The following is a 20,674-nucleotide window of genomic DNA, read 5'->3' as shown; positions in this document are numbered from 1 at the left end:
GTGGAGCGGACCGTGACGCGCTGACAGCGTGCCGGGAGTGGCAGCGGCCTCGCGGCGCGCGTGAAGCGGACCAAGGATCGCGGAGCGGTCCGGACCACAGCTCGGGCGCCGCGTTGTGGCGACTCGGGGGAGGGCTGTTGCTTCTGGGGACGGGGTCAAGGCGTACAAGATCGGGATTTTGGTTACTCTGGGTCTAGGACTGCTAGGAGTTCACCCGTGTCCACCTCGGCGCCGGGGTGGACCGGCAGGGACGCGACCACGCCGGCCGACGGGGCGTGGACGGGGTGCTCCAGCTTCATCGCTTCCAGAGTGAGCAGCAATTCTCCGGCCCGGACCCGCTGTCCCGGCACGACCAGGACGCGCCGGACCGCGCCCGGCAGCGGGGCGATCAGGGAGCTCTCCGCGGCCTCCGGAGCGGGTAGCGGGAAGCGGGAAATCTCACGCAGAGTCACCGAGCCCTCGGGGCTGTCGACATAGGAGACGTCGCCCACCCGGTGCACCAGGACCGCCAGGCGGATGCCCTGGACGTTGAGGACGACCCGGTCGCGGCGGGCCGAGACGACCACGATCGGCGGGTGCTCGTCGACCGGCTCCTGGCCCAGGCCGGCCAGGTCCAGCTCCTCCGGGTCGACCGAGCGGACCCACCAGCCGGCCAGCTCGCCGTGCCGGTTCATCCGGTAGCCGACCTCGACCGGACCGGTCGGGCCGTCGTAGACGGCGGTCTGCGAGCCGGACGGCACGTTGCGCCAGCCGGACGGCAGCGAGCTCAGCACCGGTGCGCTGGCCCGCCGGTCGGCGGCTCCGGCCAGCGCCGAGGCCAGGCAGGACAGCCGGACCGCGTCCACCGAGGAGAGCAGCGGGGCGAACACCTCCGGGTGCCGGTCGAGGAATCCGGTGTCGATGTCGCCGGCCCGGAACGAGTGGTGCCGCAGCGTGCGGACCAGCAGGTCGCGGTTGGTGACCACGCCGTGCAGCTGGGCTCGGGCCAGCGCCGAGGCCAGCATCCGGGCGGCCTCCTGCCGGGACGGCGCCCAGGCGATCAGCTTGGCCAGCATCGGGTCGTGGTGCATCCCGGTCACCGAGCCGTCCGCGACCCCGGAGTCGAGGCGCAGGCCGGGCTGCGGCAGCGGGCGGAACGCGCCGGCCACGTCCGGAACCGCGAACCGGTGCAGGGTGCCGGCGCTGGGCAGCCAGGCGTACGCCGGGTCCTCCGCGCAGATCCGCACCTCGATCGCGTGCCCGCGGATCGGCGGCGGCCCGGGCATCGGCAGGCTGCCGCCCTCGGCCACCAGCAGCTGCAACCGGACCAGGTCGTAGCCCGAGGTGCACTCGGTGACCGCGTGGTCGGTCTGCAGGGTCGGAGTCAACTCCAGGAACCAGAAGTCGCCGTCCGCGTCGAGCAGGAACTCGACCGCGCCGGCCCCGACGAAGCCGAGCGCCCGGACCGCGACGATGGCCGCCCGGCACAGGTCCTCGCGCAGCGCCGCGTCGACCGCCGGCGACGGCGTCTCCTCGACGATCTTCTGGTACCGGCGCTGCACCGAGCACTCGCGCTCGCCGAACGGCACCACCGCGCCCATCGCGTCGGCCAGGATCGGCACCTCGATGTGCCGGACGTTCGGCACGTACGGCTCGCAGAACACCTCGCCGTCCACCTCGCGCCGGGTCGAGGCGACCGCCTCGGCCAGCGTCGAGGCGTCCCGGACCACCCGCATGCCGGCGCCCCCGATGCCGGCATCCGGTTTGATCAGGACCGGGAACCCGGGCACCGTCTCCGGGTCGGTGAAGCTCGGCAGCACCGGCACCTTCGCCTCGGCGACCAGCTTCTTCGTCTCGGTCTTGCGGTGCAGGGTGCGCAGCGTGGCGGCGGGTGGCCCGACCCAGATCATCCCGGCGTCGACGACCGCGGCGGCGAACACCGGGTCCTCGGCCAGCACCCCGTTGCCCGGGTGCACGGCGTTCGCGCCGGCCCGCTTGGCCGCGGCGATCAACGCGTGCTGTTCCAGATACGTGGTGGCCGGGGTGTTGCCCTCCAGGTGGACGGCGTAGTCGGCCTCGTTGACGTGCGGAGCGTCGGTGTCGACGTCCGAGTAGACGGCGACCGTCTCGATGCCGACCAGACGGCAGGTGGCGAACACCCGGCGGGCGATCTCACCACGGTCGGCGACCAAGAGGCGTCGGATCACGGGTCTACCTTTCAAGGTCGGAACACGCCGACGTGTTCGGCACCAGCCACGGCGGCGCTGTGCACTGCGGAGAGGCAGAGGCCGAGGACCGTACGGGTGTCGCGGGGGTCGATGACGCCGTCGTCGGCCGCGGCGGGTTCCGCCGGGGGACGCGGCCAGCTGAACTGGAATCGGGGTTCGTCGGCGCGGGCCGGCGTGCCGCCGGGTTCCGGGCCGATGGTGAGGACCAGGTGCGGCACGGTGGACTTGGCCACGGCGTGCACGAGGGGGGCGTCGTGCCGGATGTCGGCGTCGTCGCTCTTCTGGGTTTCCCCCGGATGCCGGATGAAGATCACCGGGGTGGCGGTGGCGTTGGCCAGCTGGAGGAAGTGCACGGCCTTCTGCGACTCGGCCGGGGAGAGCCAGGTGCCGCGCGGGCCGGCCAGCACGCCGACCGGGTAGCCGTGCAGCTCACCCCAGCCGGCCACCAGCACGCCGCCCTGCCCGGGCTTGAACTCGTCGAAGTCGGAGTCGTCCAGGATCCGGGCGAGCACCTCGCGCGGGTCGAAGCCGGCCGGGTCGGCGGCGGCCAGGCTGAGCAGCGCCTCGGTGTCGTACCGGGGGGCCGGCGGCCGGACGGTCCGGGGCCGGGAGCCCTGCTTGCGCCAGTTGAACCGCCGTACGCACTGCCGCGCCAGCCGCAGCCCGTCGCGCTCGTCCTCGGCCAGCTGGTCGGCCGGCCCGGGCGGCCCGGCCGGCACCACCGGCGTGGCCCGCACCTCGACCCCGGAACGCTGCGGGTGGATGGTCATCACCTTGGCGTGCCCGCGCACCACGATCGTGTAGTCGGAGAGCGCCGGCAGGTACGCCGCGTCTCCGCTGGTGGTCCCGAAGACCACGCAGACGGTCGGCACCCGGTCGGCGGTGAGCCGGCTCAGCTCGCGGGCGATGCCCCCGGCCGGGGCCGCGTCACCGGCCGACTCGACCAGATTGACCAGCGGCAGCCGGTTCTCCGAGGCGATCCGCGCGGCCCGGCGGATCTTGTCGGCGGTGTACGGGTTGACCGCCCCGCCGTCCACCGTGGGGTCGTTGGCGATCACCACGCACTCCACGCCCTCGACCACGCCGATGCCGGTGACCACGCTGGCGCCGACCGGGAACTCCGAGCCCCAGGCCGCCACCGGGGACAGCTCCAGGAACGGGCTGTCCTGGTCGAGCAGCATCTCGATGCGTTCCCGGGGCAGCAGCTTGCCGCGCGCGTGATGCCGGGTCACCCACTTCTCGCCGCCGCCGGCGCGCGCCTCGTCGAGGGCGGCCTCCAGCGCGGCGAGCCATTGCAGGGTGGTGCTGCGCCCCTCCAGGTAGGCCGGGTCGCGCGGGTCCAGCGTGGTATCGAGCACGGTCATGTGGCGACCCCGCTGCTCGCTACGCCCCTACCTGCGTTCAATGCCGCGCCCTTCCCTGTCACGCCGGTGCCTCTCGGCCACCTCCGTAACGAGCGGCTGTGCGGGCGCGACACGGATCCGGGCATTGCTGCCCGGTCACTGGAAAGAGTGGATCAAGCACGTTTGAGGGGCTGTCCACCAGGACAGCCCCTATGCCGTGAGGTGGCGGAAGGTCAGACGCGAGCGCGCCGGGCGAGCCGCTCCGGATCGAGGATGATCACGCTCTTGCCGTCCAGCCGCAGCCAGGCGCGGGAGGCGAAGTCGGCGAGCGCCTTGTTGACCGTCTCGCGGGAGGCGCCGACCAGCTGGGCCAGCTCCTCCTGGGTGAGGTCGTGGGTGACCCGCAGCACACCGCCGTCCCGGGTGCCGAAGCGGCCGGCCATCTGGAGCAGATTTTTCGCCACCCGGCCGGGCACGTCGGTGAAGATCAGGTCGGCCAGCGCGTCGTTGGTCCGCCGCAGCCGGCGGGCCAGCACCCGGAGCAGCTGCTCGGCGATCTCCGGCCGGTTGTTCAGCCACGGGCGCAGCGACGACTTCTTCAGCCGGGCCAGCCGGCTGTCGGTCACCGCGGTGGCCGTCGCGGTGCGCGGGCCCGGGTCGAAGAGGGAGAGCTCGCCGAGCATGTCGGACGGGCCCATGATCGAGACCAGGTTCTGCCGGCCGTCAGCGGCCCGGCGACCCAGCTTGATCTTCCCGGACAGAACGATATACAGGCTGTCGCCGGCCTCGCCCTCGTTGAAGACCACGTCGCCCTTGCGGACTTCGATCGTGTCCATCTCCTTGGCGAGCGCCTCTGCGGCTTCCGGGTCAACGCCCTGGAAGATTCCGCTGCGCGCCAGTACCTCATCCATCGCCGCACCTCCGAAACGCGCAACGTCTGCGCTCGATCAGTCTAGGCGCACGCGGGCGGGAAACGGGCGGCCACCCCTTGATCCAGATACTGGACGGTAACCAGAATTGTCCGGACCGCCGGAGACAATTCGACGGTCCGGGCAATTCGGGACAGCACTTTCGTCGGTCGCTGCCGCTTGCGAGCCGACGGTATCGTCCCGGTCGATGAATTCGCACCCCCGGTCCGACCGCCAGCGCCGTTCTGGCCGGATTGTCCTGAATGTTGCGCTTGTTGCTGCCGCGGCTGCCGGTGCGGGTGTCGGTGGGGTCGCCCTGGCTCATCGGGGCAGCGGCGACGAGCCGGCCTGGACCGCTCCGACCACCGCCCCCGCCGTCGCGGTCTCCGGCGTCCCGGCCGAGCGGACCGAGTCGGCCGAGGTCCCGTCGATCACCCTCTCCGCGACCGGCGACATCATGATGTCCAGCGCGCCGAACGGGTTGCCCCCGCGCAACGGCGCCGGCTTCTTCGACTCGGTCCGCAAGGGCCTCGCCTCCGACCTGGTCATGGGCAACCTGGAGCAGCCGCTCACCGACGACACCGGCGCCTCCAAGTGCGGTGCGGGGAGCACCAACTGCTACGCCTTCCGCTCACCGCCGTCCTACGCCAAGCACCTCGTCGAGGGCGGCTTCCAGCTGCTCAACCTGGCGAACAATCACGCCAAGGACTTCGGCGACGCCGGGCACGGCAACACCATCAAGGCGCTCGACGGCGCCGGGCTGGAGTACACCGGTGAGCAGGACCAGATCACCGTGGTCGAGGTGAAAGGCGTCAAGGTCGCGGTGGTCGGCTTCTCGCCGTACGCCGGGACCAACAACCTGAACGACCCGGCCCACTCCCGCTCCGTGATCAAGCAGGCCAAAGAGAAGGCCGACCTGGTCGTGGTGCAGGTGCACATGGGTGGCGAGGGCGACACCAAGAATCACGTGAAGCCGGGGAACGAGATCTACTTCGGGGAGAACCGGGGCGACCCGATCAAGTTCAGCCACGCCGTGATCGACGCCGGGGCGGACGTGGTGATCGGGCACGGGCCGCACGTGCTCCGCGGGATGGAGTTCTACAAGGGCAAGCTGATCGCGTACAGCCTGGGCAACTTCGCCGGCGGCGGGCGCACGCTCTCCAAGGACGGCATCAAGAAGTACGGCGGGATCCTGCGGGTCACGCTGGCCAAGGACGGGACGTACGTGTCCGGCAAGTTCCTCTCCACGTACCTCAACGGCAACGGGTTGCCCACCCGGGACACCGCCGACGAGCGCGGCCGCGAGCTGGTCGGCAGCCTGACGAAAGCGGACTTCCCGGAGACCGGCGCGACGATCGGTGACGACGGGACGATCAAGCCCGCCGCGTGACCGACGGTGTGGGTGGGCCGACGTACTCTTTACCGGTGACCCCACCCCGCGCCGCGCCCGCCGACCCCGGGACAGCCGTGCTGGAGCGGTCGATGAAGCGCTTCGCGGGGGAGACGCCGATCGGGCGGAAACGCCGGGCCCGCAAGATGGCCCGGCTGCTCGCCGACACGCATCCGGACGCGCACTGCGAGCTCGACTTCACCACGCCGCTCGAGTTGGCCGTGGCGACCATCCTCTCCGCGCAGACCACCGACGTCCGGGTCAACCAGGTGACGCCCCGGCTGTTCGCGAAATTCCGGACGGCCGCCGACTACGCCGCCGCCGACCGGGCCGAGATGGAGGAGTTGCTCCGGCCCACCGGCTTCTTCCGGGCCAAGACCGATTCTCTGATCAAACTGGGGCAGACGCTGCTGGCGGAATACGACGGCCGGCTTCCCCAGAAACTGGATCAATTGGTCAAATTGCCAGGAATCGGGCGTAAAACCGCCAACGTCATTCTGGGCAACGCGTTCGACGTTCCCGGGATCACCGTGGACACCCACTTCCGGCGGCTCACCAATCGGTTCGGGTGGGTCCAGGAGGACGATCCCGTCAAGATCGAGTTCCTGGTCGCCGACCTGATCGAGAAACGCGACTGGACGATGCTGTCGCACCGGGTGATCTTCCACGGGCGGCGGGTCTGCCACGCTCGCAAGCCCGCGTGCGGGGCGTGCACGCTGGCCGCCACCTGCCCGTCGTACGGGACCGGCCCGACCGAGGCGGCCCCCGCGGCGAAACTGCTCAAGGGGCCCCGGGCCCGCGACCTGGCGGCCGCCGCCGGCGTCGACCCGGACCTGGTGCCGGCCGCGGCCGCGCTCGCCCCGGAGGAGCCGTGAGGAGCACCCTCCTGCCGGCCGCGGCGACCGTGCTGCTGCTCGCCGGGTGCACCGCCGCCGCCTCCCCGGCCGATGCCGAGACCCCGTCCCCGTTCGCGGCCTGCGCCGCGCCCGCCGACGGCGGCACCGAGCTGCCGGACGTCACGCTCGACTGCTTCACCGGTGGCACGCCGGTGAGCCTGCCCGCCCTGCGCGGCCCCGCGGTGATCAACATCTGGTCGTCCTTCTGCGGACCGTGCCGCGAGGAGCTGCCGGTCGTCCAGCAGCTCGCCGACAAGACCGCCGGCAAGCTGACCGTGCTCGGGGTGGACAGCGGCGACACCCGGGACGCGGCGGCGTCGTTCGGCGCCGACCACGGGGTCAGCCTGCCCACCCTGTTCGACCCGGATCAGAGACTGATCGCCGCCCTCGGCGCGGTCAACCTGCCGAACACGGTCTTTGTCGACGCCACCGGCAAGTACTACCTGCACCGCCTGCCGATGGACGCCGCCGAGCTGGCCGACCTGGTCAAGAAACACACCGGCGTCACGGTGCCGCAATGAGCCGTGGGGTGGTGCTGAACCGGCCGGCCGATCTCCCGCCCTGGTTCGAGCCGCTACTGACCCGCGTCGCCCAGTGCCGCACCGAGGACTTCAGCACGCTGCGCCAGCCCGTCGGCGCCGGCGGCCGCTCCAGCGCGGTGCTGGTGCTGCTCGGCGAGAGCCCGCCGGCCGCGGACACTCCGGGCGGCCCCGATCTGCTGGTCCTGCAACGCGCCGCGACCATGCGCAACCACGCCGGCCAGCCGGCCTTCCCGGGCGGCGCCACCGACCCGGAGGACGCCGACGCGGTCGCCACCGCGCTGCGCGAGGCCGACGAGGAGGTCGGGCTGTCGGCGGCCAGCGCCGAGGCCCTGGCCCTGCTGCCCGAGCTGTGGATCCCGGTCAGCCGGTTCTCGGTCACCCCGGTGCTGGCCTGGTGGCGTCGGCCACACCCGGTCCGGCCGCGGCAGGTCACCGAGGTCGCCCACGTGGCCCGGCTGCCGATCGATGAACTCGCCGACCCCGCGAACCGTATCCGGGTGCGACACCCCAGCGGCTGGATCGGACCGGCCTTCCAGGTCCGCGGCATGCTCGTCTGGGGTTTCACCGCGGGGGTGATCTCGGTGCTGCTGGACATGGCGGGCTGGGCGCGACCGTGGGAGCCGGGACGTGTGGTGGAGTTGCCCGACGCCGCGGCCCCGGTGCCGGCCGCGCGCGGCGGCGCCCCGGACGAGGTGGTGCCGTGACGTGCGCCTGACTTCTATGTTGAGTGAGTGCCCGTGGTCGATGTCATCCTGATCGTGCTGATGCTGCTCTTCGCGATCAGCGGCTATCGGCAGGGATTCGTGATCGGCGCGCTGTCGCTCGGCGGCTTCTTCAGCGGGGTGCTGATCGGGCTGCAACTCGGCCCGCTGGTGGCGAAACAGTTCGCCGACGGCACGGTCCGGCTGATCGTCGCGCTCGCCGTGATCCTCGCTCTCGCCGTGCTCGGCCAGACCCTGGCCGGTTGGCTCGGCACCAGCCTGCGCCGGGCCATCTTCAACCGGCCGCTCCAGCATCTCGACGACGCCGGCGGCGCGGTCGTCTCGGTGGTCGCGGTGCTGCTGGCAGCCTGGCTGGTCGCCGTCCCGATGGGCTCGACGCCGTTCCCGGCGATCAACAAGGCCGTCCGCAGCAGTGCCATCCTCGGCGGCATCAACGGGCTGATGCCCGACCAGGCGCAGGCGCTCTCCTCGGCGCTCCGGGACACCCTGGACACCAGTGGCTTCCCGGACGTGTTCGGCGGCCTGGCCCGCACCGAGGCCAAGGAGGTCGCCGAGCCCGACCCCGCGTTGCGGAATTCGCGGATCGTGCAGACCTCCAAGAAATCCGTGCTCAAAGTCCTCGGCGCGGCCCCCAGCTGCTCCCGGCGGATCGAGGGCACCGGCTTCGTCTACGCCGACGAGCGGGTGATGACCAACGCCCACGTGGTGGCCGGCACCCGCGAGGTGGTCGTCGAGACCTCCCGTGGCCAGTTGGAGGGCACCGTCGTCGTCTACGACCCGAAACGCGACCTCGCGGTCATCCGGGTCCCCGGCCTGACCGCGCCGGCCATGTCCTTCGTGTCCAAGTCGGCGGCGAGCGGCGCCAGCGCGATCGTGCTGGGTTACCCGCAGGACGGTCCCTACAACGCCCAGTCCGCCCGGGTCCGCGACGTCGGCCCGATCACCGGCCCGGACATCTACGAGTCGGGCGACGTGACCCGCCAGATCTACACGATCAAGTCCCTGGTCCGCAGCGGCAACTCGGGCGGCCCACTGATCTCACCGACCGGCGACGTGCTCGGCGTGATCTTCGCAGCCGCGGCCGACGACAAGAATGTCGGATTCGCCCTGACCGCGGCCGAAGCCGCCCCGGTCGCCAAGCTCGGCCGCGAGAGCACCCAGGGCGTCAAAACAGGCGAGTGCGCGTAAGCGGTTCCCTCAAGGTCCGAGATCGCTGCCTCAACCCCAAATCCCGATTTCGTACGTTCTCGGGCCGTTTCACCCGCAGCAGCCCTCTCCCGTGGCTAGGCGCACGGTGGTCCCGGTGCCGGGCCGCGAGGCCGCGCCGGGCTGAGTTCGCGGGGTCCGCTGTGCTCCCGGCCGCCTGGCGGCTCAGCGCACGGTGGTCCCGGTCTCGGTCCGCCGGGCTGAGTTCGCGGGGTCTGCTGTGTTTCCGGCCGCCGCTGCGTTTCCCGGTTGCGACCGCCGGTTCGGGTAGGTGGTTGGTCACGGGGTGCGTGCGAGGCCACGGAGTTGCTGGTCATGATCCGGCCGCCAGTCGCGGTCGCGGCTGGTGCTCATGGCCCTATCCAGGCTCGGGATAGGGCTATGAGTGCCAGCCCGGTGGTTCCGGCTGGGCACGGGAGCCCTATCCGCACCCGGGATAGGGCCATGAGTGCCAGCCCGACATTTCCGGCTGGGTGTCCCGGTGCCGGGTCGCGAGGCCGTGCCGGGCTGAGTTCGCGGGGTCCGCTGTGTTTCCGGCCGCCGCTGCGCTTCCCGGTTGCGACCGCCGGTTCGGGTAGGTGGTTGATCACGGGGTGCGTGCCAGGCCACGGAGCTGCTGGTCACGATCCGGCCGCCACTCGCGGTCGTGGCTGGTGCTCACGGCCCTATCGGGGTTCGGGATGGGGCTATGAGCGCCAGCCCGACAGTTCCGGCTGGGCACGGGAGCCCTATCCGCACCCGGGATAGGGCCATGAGCGCCAGCCTGACGTTCGTAGTCGCTGGCCGGGCGTGGGGTAGTGGTGTTTCGGGGTTGGACGGGGTTGTGAGGCCCAGCTGGGACCCCTGTTTGGCTGGGTCGGGTGGTCGTGTTTTGCACAGGGCGGGGCGGCGGCGCGCAGTGGGCGTGCGGCTAGGTCTGGTGGTGGTGTTCGCGTGTAAAGAGAGGGCCGCCACGGCCCGTCCACCGTGGTGTTGTGTGCGCGGACAGGACTGTCACGTCCACGCCGAGGGGATGGGTGCTGGAGGTGGCGACCCGGCGGGCTCTGGGCGTACGAAAATGGCGGAGCGGCCTGGCGGCGGGGTTGCGTCAGCCGGCGGTGTTGGCGAAGCGGCGGATGGTGAAGGCGCCGGCCAGCAACGAGAGCGCGAACAGGGCGATGGCGATCCAACGGCCGCGATGCGGGCCGGGCGGCTCGGCGGTGGCGGGCGCGGCCCAGCCACCGGCGTTGGTGCCGGGATCGGCGGTGTCCGGGCGCTGGGCGGCGTCGCTCGGGGCGGACTGGGCCTCGCCCGAGGCCGGCGCGCTGCCGAACCGGGCCACGCCGGGCGGCGGGGTGGTGTCCAGCGGATTGGTGGTCACGGCGGGCACGTCGGCGGTGAGCGCGCCGGTCGGGTCGATCAGGCCGAAGCCGAAGACGTCGTCACGGCCGGGTGCGCCGCGGTCCTTGGCGGTCTTGATGATCCGGTTGACCACCTCGCCGGCCGGCATGTCCGGCCAGCGGGAGCGGATCAGCGCGGCGGTGCCGGAGACCATCGGGGCGGCGAAGCTGGTGCCCTGCACTCGCCAGTAGCCGCCCGGTTTCGCGCCGACCAGCTCGGTGGCGGGCGCGGTGATCACGGTTTCCTTGCCGGTGATCGAGCCGGTCCAGAGGTCGGTGCCGTTGCGCTCCACGCCGGCGACCGCGAGCACGCCGGGCTCACGAGCCGGGTACCACACCCCGCGGGCGCTGGAGGACGCGCTGACGTTGCCGGTGCAGGCGACCACCACGACGTCCTTGGCGAACGCGTAGTCCAGGGCGGCGGCCAGAGCCGGGCTGTTCGCGCTGCCGCCGAGTGAGAGGTTGACCACTCGGGCGCCGTGGTCGACGGCCCAGCGCAACCCTTTCGCCACGATCAGGGCGTCGTCGTAACGATTGTCCGCGTCCAGCACCCGGACCGGGAGGATCTTGGCTTTCGGCGCGATGCCCACCACGCCGATGCTGTCGTCACCGCGGCCGGCGATGATCCCGGACACCGTGGTGCCGTGGCCGACCGCGTCGGTGTCGCCGTGGCCCTTGCTGTCCACCAGGTCCAGCCCGGGCAGCACCTGGCCGGCCAGGTCGGGGTGGCGCGCGTCGACCCCGGAGTCGATCACCGCGACGGTGATCCCGCTGCCGTCCGCATAGGTCCACGCGTCGGCCAGGTCGAGGGTCTGCAACTGCCACTCGTCGGCGCGGACCGTGTCCGCCCCGGCGGCGGGGTCGGTGATCGGCTCGAACATCTCGTCGGTCACGCCGGGCTCGGCCAGCGCCGGGCCGGCGGCCGGCGCCAGCGCGAGGACGCCGGCCAGCACCGCTGCCCCCAGTCGGCGTGCACGACACCACGGCCGGTAGGGCCGGAAGGTTGCGCTCACTCTGGTCACGGGACGGCGTCGCCATTCTGATGATGGTCAGTCGATGGGGGGAGATTACTCCGAAACCGCGGCGTGTCGCTGCGGTCCTCGGTGCCTAATCGCACGCGGAGTCTGTCATCGGCCCGGATTCCGGGAAGCCCAGCTGAATCAGCCGAATTCCATCACGACGAGTGATCAGGCGACCACGCCCCGGTGGCATCGTCTCCGGCCGGACGGTCCCGATCAGCGCGCCCTCCTCGGGTGGACCGGACATCACCAGAGCCGGCGCGGAGAGTTCCCGGAGCCGCTGGAGCACCGGCTCGTAGAGGGCCCGGCCCGCGCCGCCGGCCCGCCGGGTGAGCACCAGGTGCAGGCCGATGTCCCGGGCCTGCGGCAGGAACTCGAGCAGCGGGGTCAGCGGGTTGACCGGCCCGGCCACCACCAGGTCGTAGTCGTCGACCAGGACGAACAGCTCCGGCCCGGTCCACCAGGAGCGCTCGCGCAGCTGTTTCGCGGTGACGTCCGGGCCGGGCAGGCGGTTGCGCATGTACCCGGCGACCGACTGGAGCAGGTCCAGGGTGGGCTGGGTCTGCATGCCGTAGCCGATCCGGTGCTCGGTCTCCGGCAGGTCCACCAGGCTGCGCCGGTAGTCGACCAGGATGATCCGGGCCTGCTCCGGGGCGAACCGCCCGGTCACCGACATCGCGAGGGCGCGCAGGAACGACGACTTGCCGCACTCGGCGTCGCCGAGCAGCAGGAAGTGCGGGTCGGTGGCGAAGTCGACGGTCACCGGCCGCAGGTCCGCCTCGGCGATGCCGATCGGCAGGCGCAACCCCTCTCCGGCACCGGCGATCTCGGCCCACGGCACGATCGGCGGCAGCAGCCGTACGCGCGGCGCGACCGGCCCGGACCAGGCCGTGGCCACCGCCTTGACCAGCCCGGCGGTGTCGCCCAATGAGCGGACCTCGGGGCGCGCGGTGAGCAGGTGCAGGAACCGGCCCGGCGCCGCCGGATCCTCGGTCACCCCGCGTCCGGGCTGGCGTTCCGGGACCGCGGCGGCTGCCCGGCGGCCGACAGACGAGTCCGCCGGGTCGCCCAGCCGCAACTCCACCCGGGACCCGAACAGGTCCCGGACCGCCGGCCGGAAGTCCATCCAGCGGGAGGCGGCGGCCACCAGGTGGATGCCGTACGAGAGGCCGCGGGTGGCCAGGTCGGTGAGCACCGGCTCCAGCTCCTCGAAGTCGGTGCGTACCGTGGCCCAGCCGTCGACCACCAGGAAGACGTCGGCGCCGGCCTGCCGTTCGCCGGCTCGTTCCCGCTCGGCGAGCAGGGTCGCCAGCTCGCCCACGGTCCGGCGGACGCCCTCCGCCTCCAGCCGCCCGAACACGCCACCGACGTGCGGCAGCTCCCGCAGCCCGCCCAGCGACCCGCCCCCGAAGTCCAGGCAGTACACCTGCGCCTCGGCCGGCGTGTGGGTCAGCGCCAGCCCGCAGATCAGCGCCCGCAGCGCCGCCGACTTGCCGCTGAGGGTGCCGCCGATCACCGCCACGTGCCCGGCCGCCCCGCCCAGGTGCAGCCACAACACGTCCCGGAGCTGCTCTCGCGGCTTGTCCACCAGCGCGACCGGCACCTGCAATGCACCGTGCAGCGCCGGGTTGGCGCAGCTCAGCCCGCGCTCGGCGAGCAGTGCGGGCGGGCCGAGCAGGTCGTCCAGGGTGGCGGCGGCGTCCAGCGGCGGCAGCCAGACCTGGTGGGCCGGCGGGCCCTGCCCGGCCAGCCGGTCGACCAGCACGCTGAGCAGGGTCGGATCGTCCGGCGAGGGCTCCGGCAGGGCGACCGGGGCGGGCGCCGCCACGGCCCGGGTGGTGTACGGCGCCACCCGCCCCGGCACCTCCCCGGGCGAGACTCCGGCCCGGTGCAGCGGGCCCGAGACGTACGACGCGCGGAACCGGACCAGCGGCCCGGCGCCGGACTTCAGATAGGCGTGCCCGGGCGCGCTCGGCAGCTCGGCCGCGTCCGGCACCCCGAGCACCGCCCGCGACTCCATCCCGCTGAACGTCTTCAACCCGATCCGGTACGACAGATGGGTGTCCAGCCCGCGCAGCCGTCCCTCCTCCAGGCGCTGACTGGCCAGCAGCAGGTGCACGCCGAGCGACCGCCCGAGCCGCCCGATCTGGAGGAACAGGTCGATGAACTCGGGTTTCTGCTGGAGCATCTCGGCGAACTCGTCGCAGACCACGAAGAGCGACGGCAGCGGCGGCAGCGCCGCGCCCGCCTCCCGGGCCCGCTCGTAGTCCGGCAGCCCGGCGTAGTTGCCCGCCCTGCGCAGCAGCTCCTGCCGCCGGATCAGCTCGCCGTCCAGCGCGTCCGCCATCCGGTCGACCAGCGGCAGCTCGTCCTGGAGGTTGGTGATCAGCGCCGCGGTGTGCGGCAACCGGTCCAGCGAGGCGAACGTCGCCCCGCCCTTGAAGTCGATCAGTACGAAGTTCAGCGACTCCGAGGAGTGCGTGCCGGCCAGCGCCAGGACCAGGGTGCGCAGCAGCTCCGACTTGCCGGAGCCGGTGGCGCCGATCAGCAGCCCGTGCGGGCCCATCCCGTCCTGCGCCGGCTCCTTGAGGTCGAGCTCGACCGGCAACCCCTCGGCGGTCCGCCCGATCGGCACCCGCAGCCGGTCCCGGGGTGCCCGCGGCCGCCAGCCCCGGGCCGGGACGAAGCTTTCCGGGTCGCCGATGCCGAGCAGCTCGGTGAAGCCGGCGGCCTCGGCCGGCGCCGGGGTCCCGTCCGGATCGGCCGTCGTGGCCAGGCGCAGCGGGGTCAGCCGCCGGGCGATCGCCTCGGCGGTGCTGACCGGCAGCCCGTCCGTCCGGCCGGCCTCGGCCTCGACGTCACGCGTGGTGGTCAGCAGCGCACCGGCCGGGTCAACCTCGATGACCAGCGTGGCCCGGTCGAGCAGCCGCGGCGGCGGGGCGTCCAGGTCCAGCACGGTGACCCCGTCCAGGCCGTCGTCGCCGGGGAGCGGCTCGGCGCCGTCCCGGACGATCACCACGTGCGGACCCGGGCCGGGCACGGCGCCGGGCAGGAACCGGGGGCGGCCGCCGAGCACGTCGCCGAGCAGCCGGTCCAGCTCGGCGGCGTCGCCGGCCACCAGCCGGAGCGGGCCGAGCGCGTCGCCGCGCCGCGGGTGCAGCGCGTGCGGCAGCCACTTCACCCACTCCCACTCGGGCCGCCGCGCCGGCCCGGCGCAGACCGCGACCAGCAGGTCGTCCGGCGCGTGGAAGACGGCGAGCTGCACGAGCGCGGCCCGGACCAGTGCCCGGGCCGGCTCGCCGCCGCGCAGGTGCACCCGGGCGAACCCGCGCAGCGCCAGGGCCACCGGCAGATCCGGCACCACCGAGTAGGCGTCCAGGAAGCGGCGCAGCGCTCCGGCGGTGTCCGGCTCCAGCTCGGGCAGCGGGCGGGTCTCCGGCGGCAGCAGCGGGGTGGCCAGGGTCTGCGGCCCGAGCCCGACCCGGACCACGCCGAAGTCCGGGTCGTCCGGCCGGCGCTCCCAGACCCGGTGGCTGGCCACCGTGGACCAGAGCCGGGCCGGGTCGGGATGCCGATAGAGCAGCCCGATCCGCTGCCGGTGCGCGGTGTCCCGGACCCGGCGGCGCAACTCGGCCAGATGTCGCAGGTAGGCCCGGCGGGCGGCGGACAGCTCGGCCCGGCGCGGGCCGGTGGCCGCGCCGAACGAGGTGGCCAGCATGGCGATCGAGGAGATGCCGAACAGACCGCCGATCACGTACGAGTACGCCCCGGCACGCCCCTGCCCCATCATCATCGCCATGGCCACGGTGCCGCCCAGCATCGGCAGCACCATCAGCGCCTGCTGCCACCGCCCACCGGCCGGCGCCGGCACCTCGGGCGGCGCCTCGACCGGCAGCTCGCCGGCCGGAATCTCGGGCGCTGGGCGCCGCTCGGCCCGCCGGATCACCACGGTGCCCATGTCGCGTGCCGCCTTCCGTCGCCCGACGGCCCCATGCTAGATAAATTCTCATCGATCCCGCAGCACCGCTTCGTCTGCTGTGGACAACCGAGAGGGGCCTGGTGGATACCGGTCTGGCCCGTGTCACCATCAGCGCGCCGCGACGCCGGGTGGACGTGACGCTGCCCGAGCACGTGCCGCTGGCCGAGCTGCTGCCCGAGGTGCTCCAGCACGCCGGCGAGGACCTCGCCGACGCGGGCGAGCAGCACGGCGGCTGGGTGCTGCGGCGGTCCGGCGGCGACACCCTGGAGGTCGGCCGGGGACTGCACCCGCAAGGGGTGCGCGACGGCGAGGTGCTGCACCTGCGCCCGGCGCACGAGGAGTGGCCCGAGCTGGAGTACGACGACGTGGTCGAGGCGGTGGCCGACGGCGCCCGGCGGCGCGGCGGGATCTGGAGCCCGGCGGCCACCCGCAACACCGCCCTGGTCGTGGCCGGTGTGCTGCTCACCGCGGGTCTGGCCGCCGTGTGCCGTGCCGCCGACGGCGGGACCGGGCTCGGCCTGGCCGTCCTGCTGGTGCTGGCTGCCACGGCGGCGTCCCGGGCGTTCGGCGCGGGCCCGGCCGCGGTGCTGTTCGGCGGTTACGCGATGCCCTACGCGTTCGCCGGCGGCGCGCTGCTGGCCGGTCCGGCCGATCCGGGTGGCGCGCTGCTGACCGGCTCGGTGGCGCTGCTGCTCGCGGCGGCCGCCAGCGGGGCCGGGGCAGCCGTGGGCACCAGGCTGTTCGTCGCCGGCGCGACGGTCGGGACGCTCGGCGCGGCGGCCGTGTTCATCGGTCCGGCCGTCCTGCTCGCGGTGCTGGTCTGCGGGCTGCCGGTGCTCCCGGCGCTCGCCATCCACCTGGGCCGGCTGCCGAGACCGCCGGCCGGTGGCCCGGAGGGCGCGGCGCTGGAGGCGATCCGGCGCCGGCCGGACCGGGCCGCGGTGCTGGCCGCGCTGGACCGGACCGACGAGCTGCTGACCGGTTTGCTGTTCGGGCACGCGGTGCTGGTGGCCGGTGCCGCCGTGGCACTGGCCCGGATGGACACCCTCGCGGCCCGGATCCTGCTCGGGGCCGGCGCGCTCGCGGTGCTGCTGCGCGCCCGGCTGTTCCGGGCCCGGCGGCAGCGGCTGCCGCTGCTCGCGGGCGGGCTGGCCGCCGCGGTGGCGCTCGGCGTGGACCTGCTCGGCGCGGCCGGCCCGCGGGCGCTGCCCGGGGCCGCGGCCGGGTGCGTGCTGCTCGCCCTGGCCGCGGTGGCCGTGCCGGCCCGCCCGCCGTCGCGAGGGCCGGCCCGGGCCGCCGACGTGCTGGACGTGCTGGCCACCGTCTCGGTCATCCCGGTCGCCTGCGCGGTGGCCGGGCTCTACCGAGCGGTCAGCGGCATCGCGTTCTGAGTGCCATACGACCGCACCTGCGGGGCCGGAGCCCCGCAGGTGCGGTCGTCAGCGGTGCGTGGGAAGCGAGCGGTCAGTGCTCTCCCTCGGCCTCGGCGGCCTGGGCCCGGGCGAAGGACGCCTTGATCTCGGCCTCGGCCTCGACCCGGCCGACCCAGGTCGCGCCCTCGACCGACTTGCCCGGCTCCAGGTCCTTGTAGACCGTGAAGAAGTGCTGGATCTCCATCCGGTCGAACTCGCCCAGGTGGTGGATGTCCCGCAGGTGCTCCTGGCGCGGGTCCTCGTAGGGCACGCAGAGGACCTTGTCGTCGCGGCCCTTCTCGTCGGTCATCCGGTACATGCCGATGGCGCGGGCCCGGACCAGGCAGCCGGGGAAGGTCGGCTCCTGGATCAGTACCAGGGCGTCCAGCGGGTCGCCGTCCTGGCCCAGGGTGCCCTCGATGTAGCCGTAGTCGGCGGGATACTGTGTCGCGGTGAAGAGGGTCCGGTCCAGGCGGATTCGCCCGGTCTTGTGGTCCACCTCGTACTTGTTGCGCTGCCCCTTGGGGATCTCAACCAGAACGTCGAAATCCATTATTTCGCTCCCCTTTTGCTTGCCCGCTTGAATAGGCCGGGTCCGCCGGGCGGGGAAGCGGGGGGAATGGAAACGGGCCCGCAGGATCCGCGCGCAACGGTGTGCCGGATGTCGCTAGTCTCCCCTAAGTCTGACGCCACGGGCGAGGAGGGGCGTGTGACGAGGCAAGATTCACAGAACGGTCCGGGCGGTGACGGCGTGTCGGACGGGTCAAACCGCCCGGATGCCGGTAATCGGCAGCCCGGCTGGGCCAGTGTGCCACCCGGCGGCCCTGGTCGGCCCGGGGTTCCGCAGGATCAGCAGCCGACCGTGCAGATCCCGTCGGTCGGTGGCTATCCGCCCAGCGCTCCGCAGCCGCCCCAGCCCACGCCCCAGCCCGCGAGCGACTCCTCGGCGTACGGAAAAGCCTCTGTCCCGTTGAACACCGCGCGCCCGGCGGCGCCGGCGCCGGTCAGCCCGGCCCGGCCCGCCGCGGCGCCGGAAACCGTGGCCGCCGAGCAGATCGAGGACGGTGACGACGCCGCTCCCGGCCCGATCTCCAGCTTCTTCTCCAGTACGAAGGCCGCCACCCTCGTCCTCGCCGTGGTGGTCGTGTTCGCGGTCCTGGTGGTGGGCCTGGTGGCGCGGCCCGGCCCGATCGCCGGCTGGCTCGGCGAGGAGTCCGCGGCGCCCACCCATGCTCCGATCACCCCGGACCCGACACCGACCCCGGTGCTGGCGGCCGCCGCCGCGCAGGGCCGGCCGCCGAGCGCCGCCGCGGTCAAGGAGGCCCTCGACCCGCTGATCGGCGCGTCGGCGCTGGGCGACAAGGTGCACGCCTCGGTGGTCGACGTCGCCTCCCAGGAGCTGCTCTACTCCCGCCTGGCCGAGGTGCCGACCACCCCGGCGTCGACCACCAAGCTGCTCACCGCGGTGACCGCGCTGGCCGCCCGCGGCCCGGCCTACCGGCTGGCCACCCGGGTGGTGGCCGGCCGGAAACCGGGCGAAGTGGTGATCATCGGGGGTGGCGACCCGACCCTGGCGATCAACGCCAAGGGGCAGTTCCCCGGCGCGGCCCGGCTGGACAAGCTGGCCGCGCAGGTGAAAAAGGCGATGGGCAGTACCCCGATCACCAGGGTGACGGTGGACATCTCGCTGTTCACCGGGCCGGAGACGGCGAAGGGCTGGGACTCGGAGGACATCTCGCCGCTCGGGCAGGTGGCCCGGATCCAGGCGCTGATGACCAACGCCGGGCGGATCACGCCGGTGCACAACGAGCACGGTGGCGACCCGCGGTTCTCCGATCCGGCGCTGGCTGCCGGGCGGGCCTTCGCGAACCTGCTGGACGTCCCGTCGGAGCAGGTCGCCAAGGGCAAGGCGCCGGCCGCACAGGATGCGTCCGCGGCCGCGTCCGCGCCGGCCGCCGGCCTGACCCCGGGCCAGGAGCTGGGCAAGGTGGAGTCGCCACCGCTGGTGCAGATCCTCGACTGGATGCTGCAGCAGAGCGACAACACCCTGGCCGAGGCGGTGGGCCGGCAGGTGGCGCTGGCGGCCGGCGTCGAGGCGAGCTTCGACGGCACCGCGGACGCGATGGTCCAGAAGCTGCGCGATCTGGGGCTCAACGGCGACGAGGCGGATCTTTACGACGCCAGCGGCCTGTCCCGGTTCGACGGCATCAGCCCGGCGCTGCTGGTGCAGACCCTGTCCCTGGCGGCCAGCGGCCTGAAACCGGAGCTCTCCGCGATGTTCGACGGGCTGCCGGTGGCCGGCTGGTCCGGCACCCTGCGGACCCGATTCGTCACGCCCAGCCCGAACCGCACGGCGCAGGGCGTCGTCCGGGCCAAGACCGGCACGCTGAGCGGGGTGAACACGCTGGCCGGGGTGCTGGTCACCAAGGACGGGCGGGTGCTGGCTTTCGCCCTGATGGCGAGCGCCACCTCGGACGCCGGCGCGGCGAAGTCCGCGCTGGACAAGGTGGTGGCCAAGCTCGTCGCCTGCGGCTGCGCCTGAGCACCGGCCCCGGGCAACCTCGGGGTTTCACCGGAGTGCGCTGTGGAATCGCGCGGGTACTGTCAGCTCCATGGCGCAGTTCGTTGACTGGGATCTGGCCGCCGCGACCGCGGGCGCGCTGTCGAAATCCGGACCGGCGGTCTCCTACGACGAGGCCGCTCAGGTGGTGTCCGAGCTGCGGGCGCTGACCGACGAGGCGGCCGGGCACGTGGCGGAGTACACCGGGCTCCGCCCGCAGATCGAGGCCGCGCCGGTGCGCGTCGTCGACCGCCGCGACTGGGCCAAGGTGAACATCGCCGGCCTCCGCCAGGTGATCACTCCGCTGGTCACCAAGCTCTCCGGCGACCGGCAGCCGGGCGCGTTCGCCGAGGCGATCGGCTCCCGGGTGACCGGCGTGCAGGCGGGCACCATCCTGGCTTATCTTTCCGGTCGCGTCCTCGGGCAATATGAGGTGTTCGCCACCGACCCCGGCCAGCTCCTGCTGAACGCGCCGAACATCGTCGAGGTGGAGCGCAAGATCGGCGCCGACGCGCGCGACTTCCGGCTCTGGGTCTGCCTGCACGAGGTGACCCATCTCACCCAGTTCACCGCCGTCCCCTGGATGCGGGGCTACTTCCTCGGCCAGGTGCAGTCCTTCGTCGACGCCTCGCAGGGCGGCGAGCACATGCTGGAGCGGATGCGCCGCGGCGTCGCCAGCCTCTCCGAAGCGCTGCGCGACCCGGAGAGCCGGGTCTCGGTGCTGGACATCGTGCAGACCCCGGGGCAGAAAGCCGTGCTGGACCGGCTGACCGCGCTGATGACGCTGCTGGAGGGGCACGCCGAGTTCGTGATGGACGGCGTCGGCCCCGAGGTGATCCCGTCCGTCGAGTCGATCCGGGCCAAGTTCAACCGCCGCCGCGAGAGCGGCAACCCGTTGGAGAAGACGATCCGCCGCCTGCTCGGCATCGAGGTCAAGATGCGGCAGTACGCGGAGGGCCGCAAGTTCGTGCACGGCGTCGTCGAGCGGGTCGGGATGGACGGCTTCAACAAGATCTTCGAGTCGCCGCTGACCCTGCCCGCGCTGGACGAGCTGGGCGACCCGGACGCCTGGGTGGCCCGCGTCCACGGCCCGCGCCCGGCGCTCGACTGA

At 73.1% G+C, this 20,674-nt stretch carries 14 protein-coding genes; 8 read left to right on the top strand and 6 right to left on the bottom strand.

Annotated features, from left to right (window positions below; all coding sequences use genetic code 11):
- Nucleotides 1-182: 182 nt before the first annotated feature.
- The 3 genes from Aiant_RS19615 to Aiant_RS19605 form a co-directional block, all read right to left on the bottom strand.
- Nucleotides 183-2,186: an ATP-binding protein gene (locus tag Aiant_RS19615; RefSeq protein ID WP_189332268.1), complete on the bottom strand. Its 2,004-nt coding sequence runs from the start codon at nucleotides 2,184-2,186 to the stop codon at nucleotides 183-185.
- Between the two features lie 11 nt (nucleotides 2,187-2,197).
- Nucleotides 2,198-3,571 (bottom strand): carboxyl transferase domain-containing protein, encoded by a 1,374-nt coding sequence (locus Aiant_RS19610; protein ID WP_189332269.1) that lies wholly within the window; start codon nucleotides 3,569-3,571, stop codon nucleotides 2,198-2,200.
- A 212-nt stretch (nucleotides 3,572-3,783) separates the two neighbouring features.
- A complete protein-coding gene (locus tag Aiant_RS19605) occupies nucleotides 3,784-4,461 on the bottom strand; it encodes a Crp/Fnr family transcriptional regulator (protein WP_014447921.1) in 678 nt (225 codons plus the stop codon).
- A 205-nt stretch (nucleotides 4,462-4,666) separates the two neighbouring features.
- Between Aiant_RS19605 and Aiant_RS19600 the strand changes: the two genes are divergently transcribed.
- From Aiant_RS19600 to Aiant_RS19580, 5 genes are all read left to right on the top strand, one after another.
- Nucleotides 4,667-5,848 (top strand): CapA family protein, encoded by a 1,182-nt coding sequence (locus Aiant_RS19600; protein WP_189332270.1) that lies wholly within the window; start codon nucleotides 4,667-4,669, stop codon nucleotides 5,846-5,848.
- Between the two features lie 92 nt (nucleotides 5,849-5,940).
- Nucleotides 5,941-6,723, top strand: a complete 783-nt coding sequence (gene nth, locus Aiant_RS19595) for an endonuclease III (RefSeq protein ID WP_189332357.1) — start codon at nucleotides 5,941-5,943, stop codon at nucleotides 6,721-6,723.
- On the top strand, nucleotides 6,720-7,265 hold the full coding sequence (locus Aiant_RS19590; RefSeq protein WP_189332271.1) for a TlpA family protein disulfide reductase: 546 nt from the start codon (nucleotides 6,720-6,722) through the stop codon (nucleotides 7,263-7,265). The genes nth and Aiant_RS19590 overlap by 4 nt, the downstream gene beginning before the upstream one ends.
- Entirely contained in the window at nucleotides 7,262-7,990 is a 729-nt protein-coding gene (locus tag Aiant_RS19585; RefSeq protein WP_189332272.1) for an NUDIX hydrolase, read from the top strand. The genes Aiant_RS19590 and Aiant_RS19585 overlap by 4 nt, the downstream gene beginning before the upstream one ends.
- 27 nt (nucleotides 7,991-8,017) lie before the next feature.
- Nucleotides 8,018-9,196, top strand: coding sequence for a MarP family serine protease (locus Aiant_RS19580; RefSeq protein WP_189332273.1), 1,179 nt, complete (start codon nucleotides 8,018-8,020; stop codon nucleotides 9,194-9,196).
- Between the two features lie 1,105 nt (nucleotides 9,197-10,301).
- On the opposite strand, the gene mycP is transcribed toward Aiant_RS19580, so the two are convergent.
- Nucleotides 10,302-11,546: a type VII secretion-associated serine protease mycosin gene (gene mycP, locus Aiant_RS19575; protein ID WP_425322678.1), complete on the bottom strand. Its 1,245-nt coding sequence runs from the start codon at nucleotides 11,544-11,546 to the stop codon at nucleotides 10,302-10,304.
- Nucleotides 11,547-11,700: 154 nt separating this feature from the next.
- On the bottom strand, nucleotides 11,701-15,570 hold the full coding sequence (gene eccCa / locus Aiant_RS19570) for a type VII secretion protein EccCa (RefSeq protein ID WP_189332274.1): 3,870 nt from the start codon (nucleotides 15,568-15,570) through the stop codon (nucleotides 11,701-11,703).
- Between the two features lie 101 nt (nucleotides 15,571-15,671).
- On the opposite strand from eccCa, the gene eccD reads away from it, so the two are divergent.
- The gene (gene eccD / locus Aiant_RS19565; RefSeq protein ID WP_189332275.1) at nucleotides 15,672-16,982 is read left to right on the top strand and encodes a type VII secretion integral membrane protein EccD; all 1,311 of its coding nucleotides are present in this window, start codon (nucleotides 15,672-15,674) and stop codon (nucleotides 16,980-16,982) included.
- A gap of 73 nt (nucleotides 16,983-17,055) precedes the next feature.
- Here the strand turns inward: eccD and Aiant_RS19560 are convergent, their stop codons facing one another.
- Nucleotides 17,056-17,556 (bottom strand): inorganic diphosphatase, encoded by a 501-nt coding sequence (locus Aiant_RS19560; protein WP_189332276.1) that lies wholly within the window; start codon nucleotides 17,554-17,556, stop codon nucleotides 17,056-17,058.
- A gap of 417 nt (nucleotides 17,557-17,973) precedes the next feature.
- On the opposite strand from Aiant_RS19560, the gene dacB reads away from it, so the two are divergent.
- A complete protein-coding gene (gene dacB / locus Aiant_RS19555) occupies nucleotides 17,974-19,545 on the top strand; it encodes a D-alanyl-D-alanine carboxypeptidase/D-alanyl-D-alanine endopeptidase (protein WP_229830416.1) in 1,572 nt (523 codons plus the stop codon).
- Nucleotides 19,546-19,615: 70 nt separating this feature from the next.
- Nucleotides 19,616-20,674, top strand: a complete 1,059-nt coding sequence (locus tag Aiant_RS19550; RefSeq protein ID WP_189332278.1) for a zinc-dependent metalloprotease — start codon at nucleotides 19,616-19,618, stop codon at nucleotides 20,672-20,674.

Origin of the sequence: Actinoplanes ianthinogenes (genome assembly GCF_018324205.1) — a bacterium.
GTDB classification, from domain to species: Bacteria; Actinomycetota; Actinomycetes; order Mycobacteriales; family Micromonosporaceae; genus Actinoplanes; species Actinoplanes ianthinogenes.
Note: the sequence above shows the minus strand (reverse complement) of the source record. Positions and strands in the feature narration are given on the sequence as shown.

Coding starts and splice junctions, on each gene's coding strand:
- Aiant_RS19600 (WP_189332270.1), top strand. CDS start 4,667: ATGAATTCGCACCCCCGGTCCGACCGCCAGCGCCGTTCTGGCCGGATT.
- eccCa (WP_189332274.1), bottom strand. CDS start 15,570: ATGGGCACCGTGGTGATCCGGCGGGCCGAGCGGCGCCCAGCGCCCGAG.
- nth (WP_189332357.1), top strand. CDS start 5,941: ATGAAGCGCTTCGCGGGGGAGACGCCGATCGGGCGGAAACGCCGGGCC.
- Aiant_RS19550 (WP_189332278.1), top strand. CDS start 19,616: ATGGCGCAGTTCGTTGACTGGGATCTGGCCGCCGCGACCGCGGGCGCG.
- Aiant_RS19610 (WP_189332269.1), bottom strand. CDS start 3,571: ATGACCGTGCTCGATACCACGCTGGACCCGCGCGACCCGGCCTACCTG.
- Aiant_RS19585 (WP_189332272.1), top strand. CDS start 7,262: ATGAGCCGTGGGGTGGTGCTGAACCGGCCGGCCGATCTCCCGCCCTGG.
- Aiant_RS19560 (WP_189332276.1), bottom strand. CDS start 17,556: ATGGATTTCGACGTTCTGGTTGAGATCCCCAAGGGGCAGCGCAACAAG.
- Aiant_RS19605 (WP_014447921.1), bottom strand. CDS start 4,461: ATGGATGAGGTACTGGCGCGCAGCGGAATCTTCCAGGGCGTTGACCCG.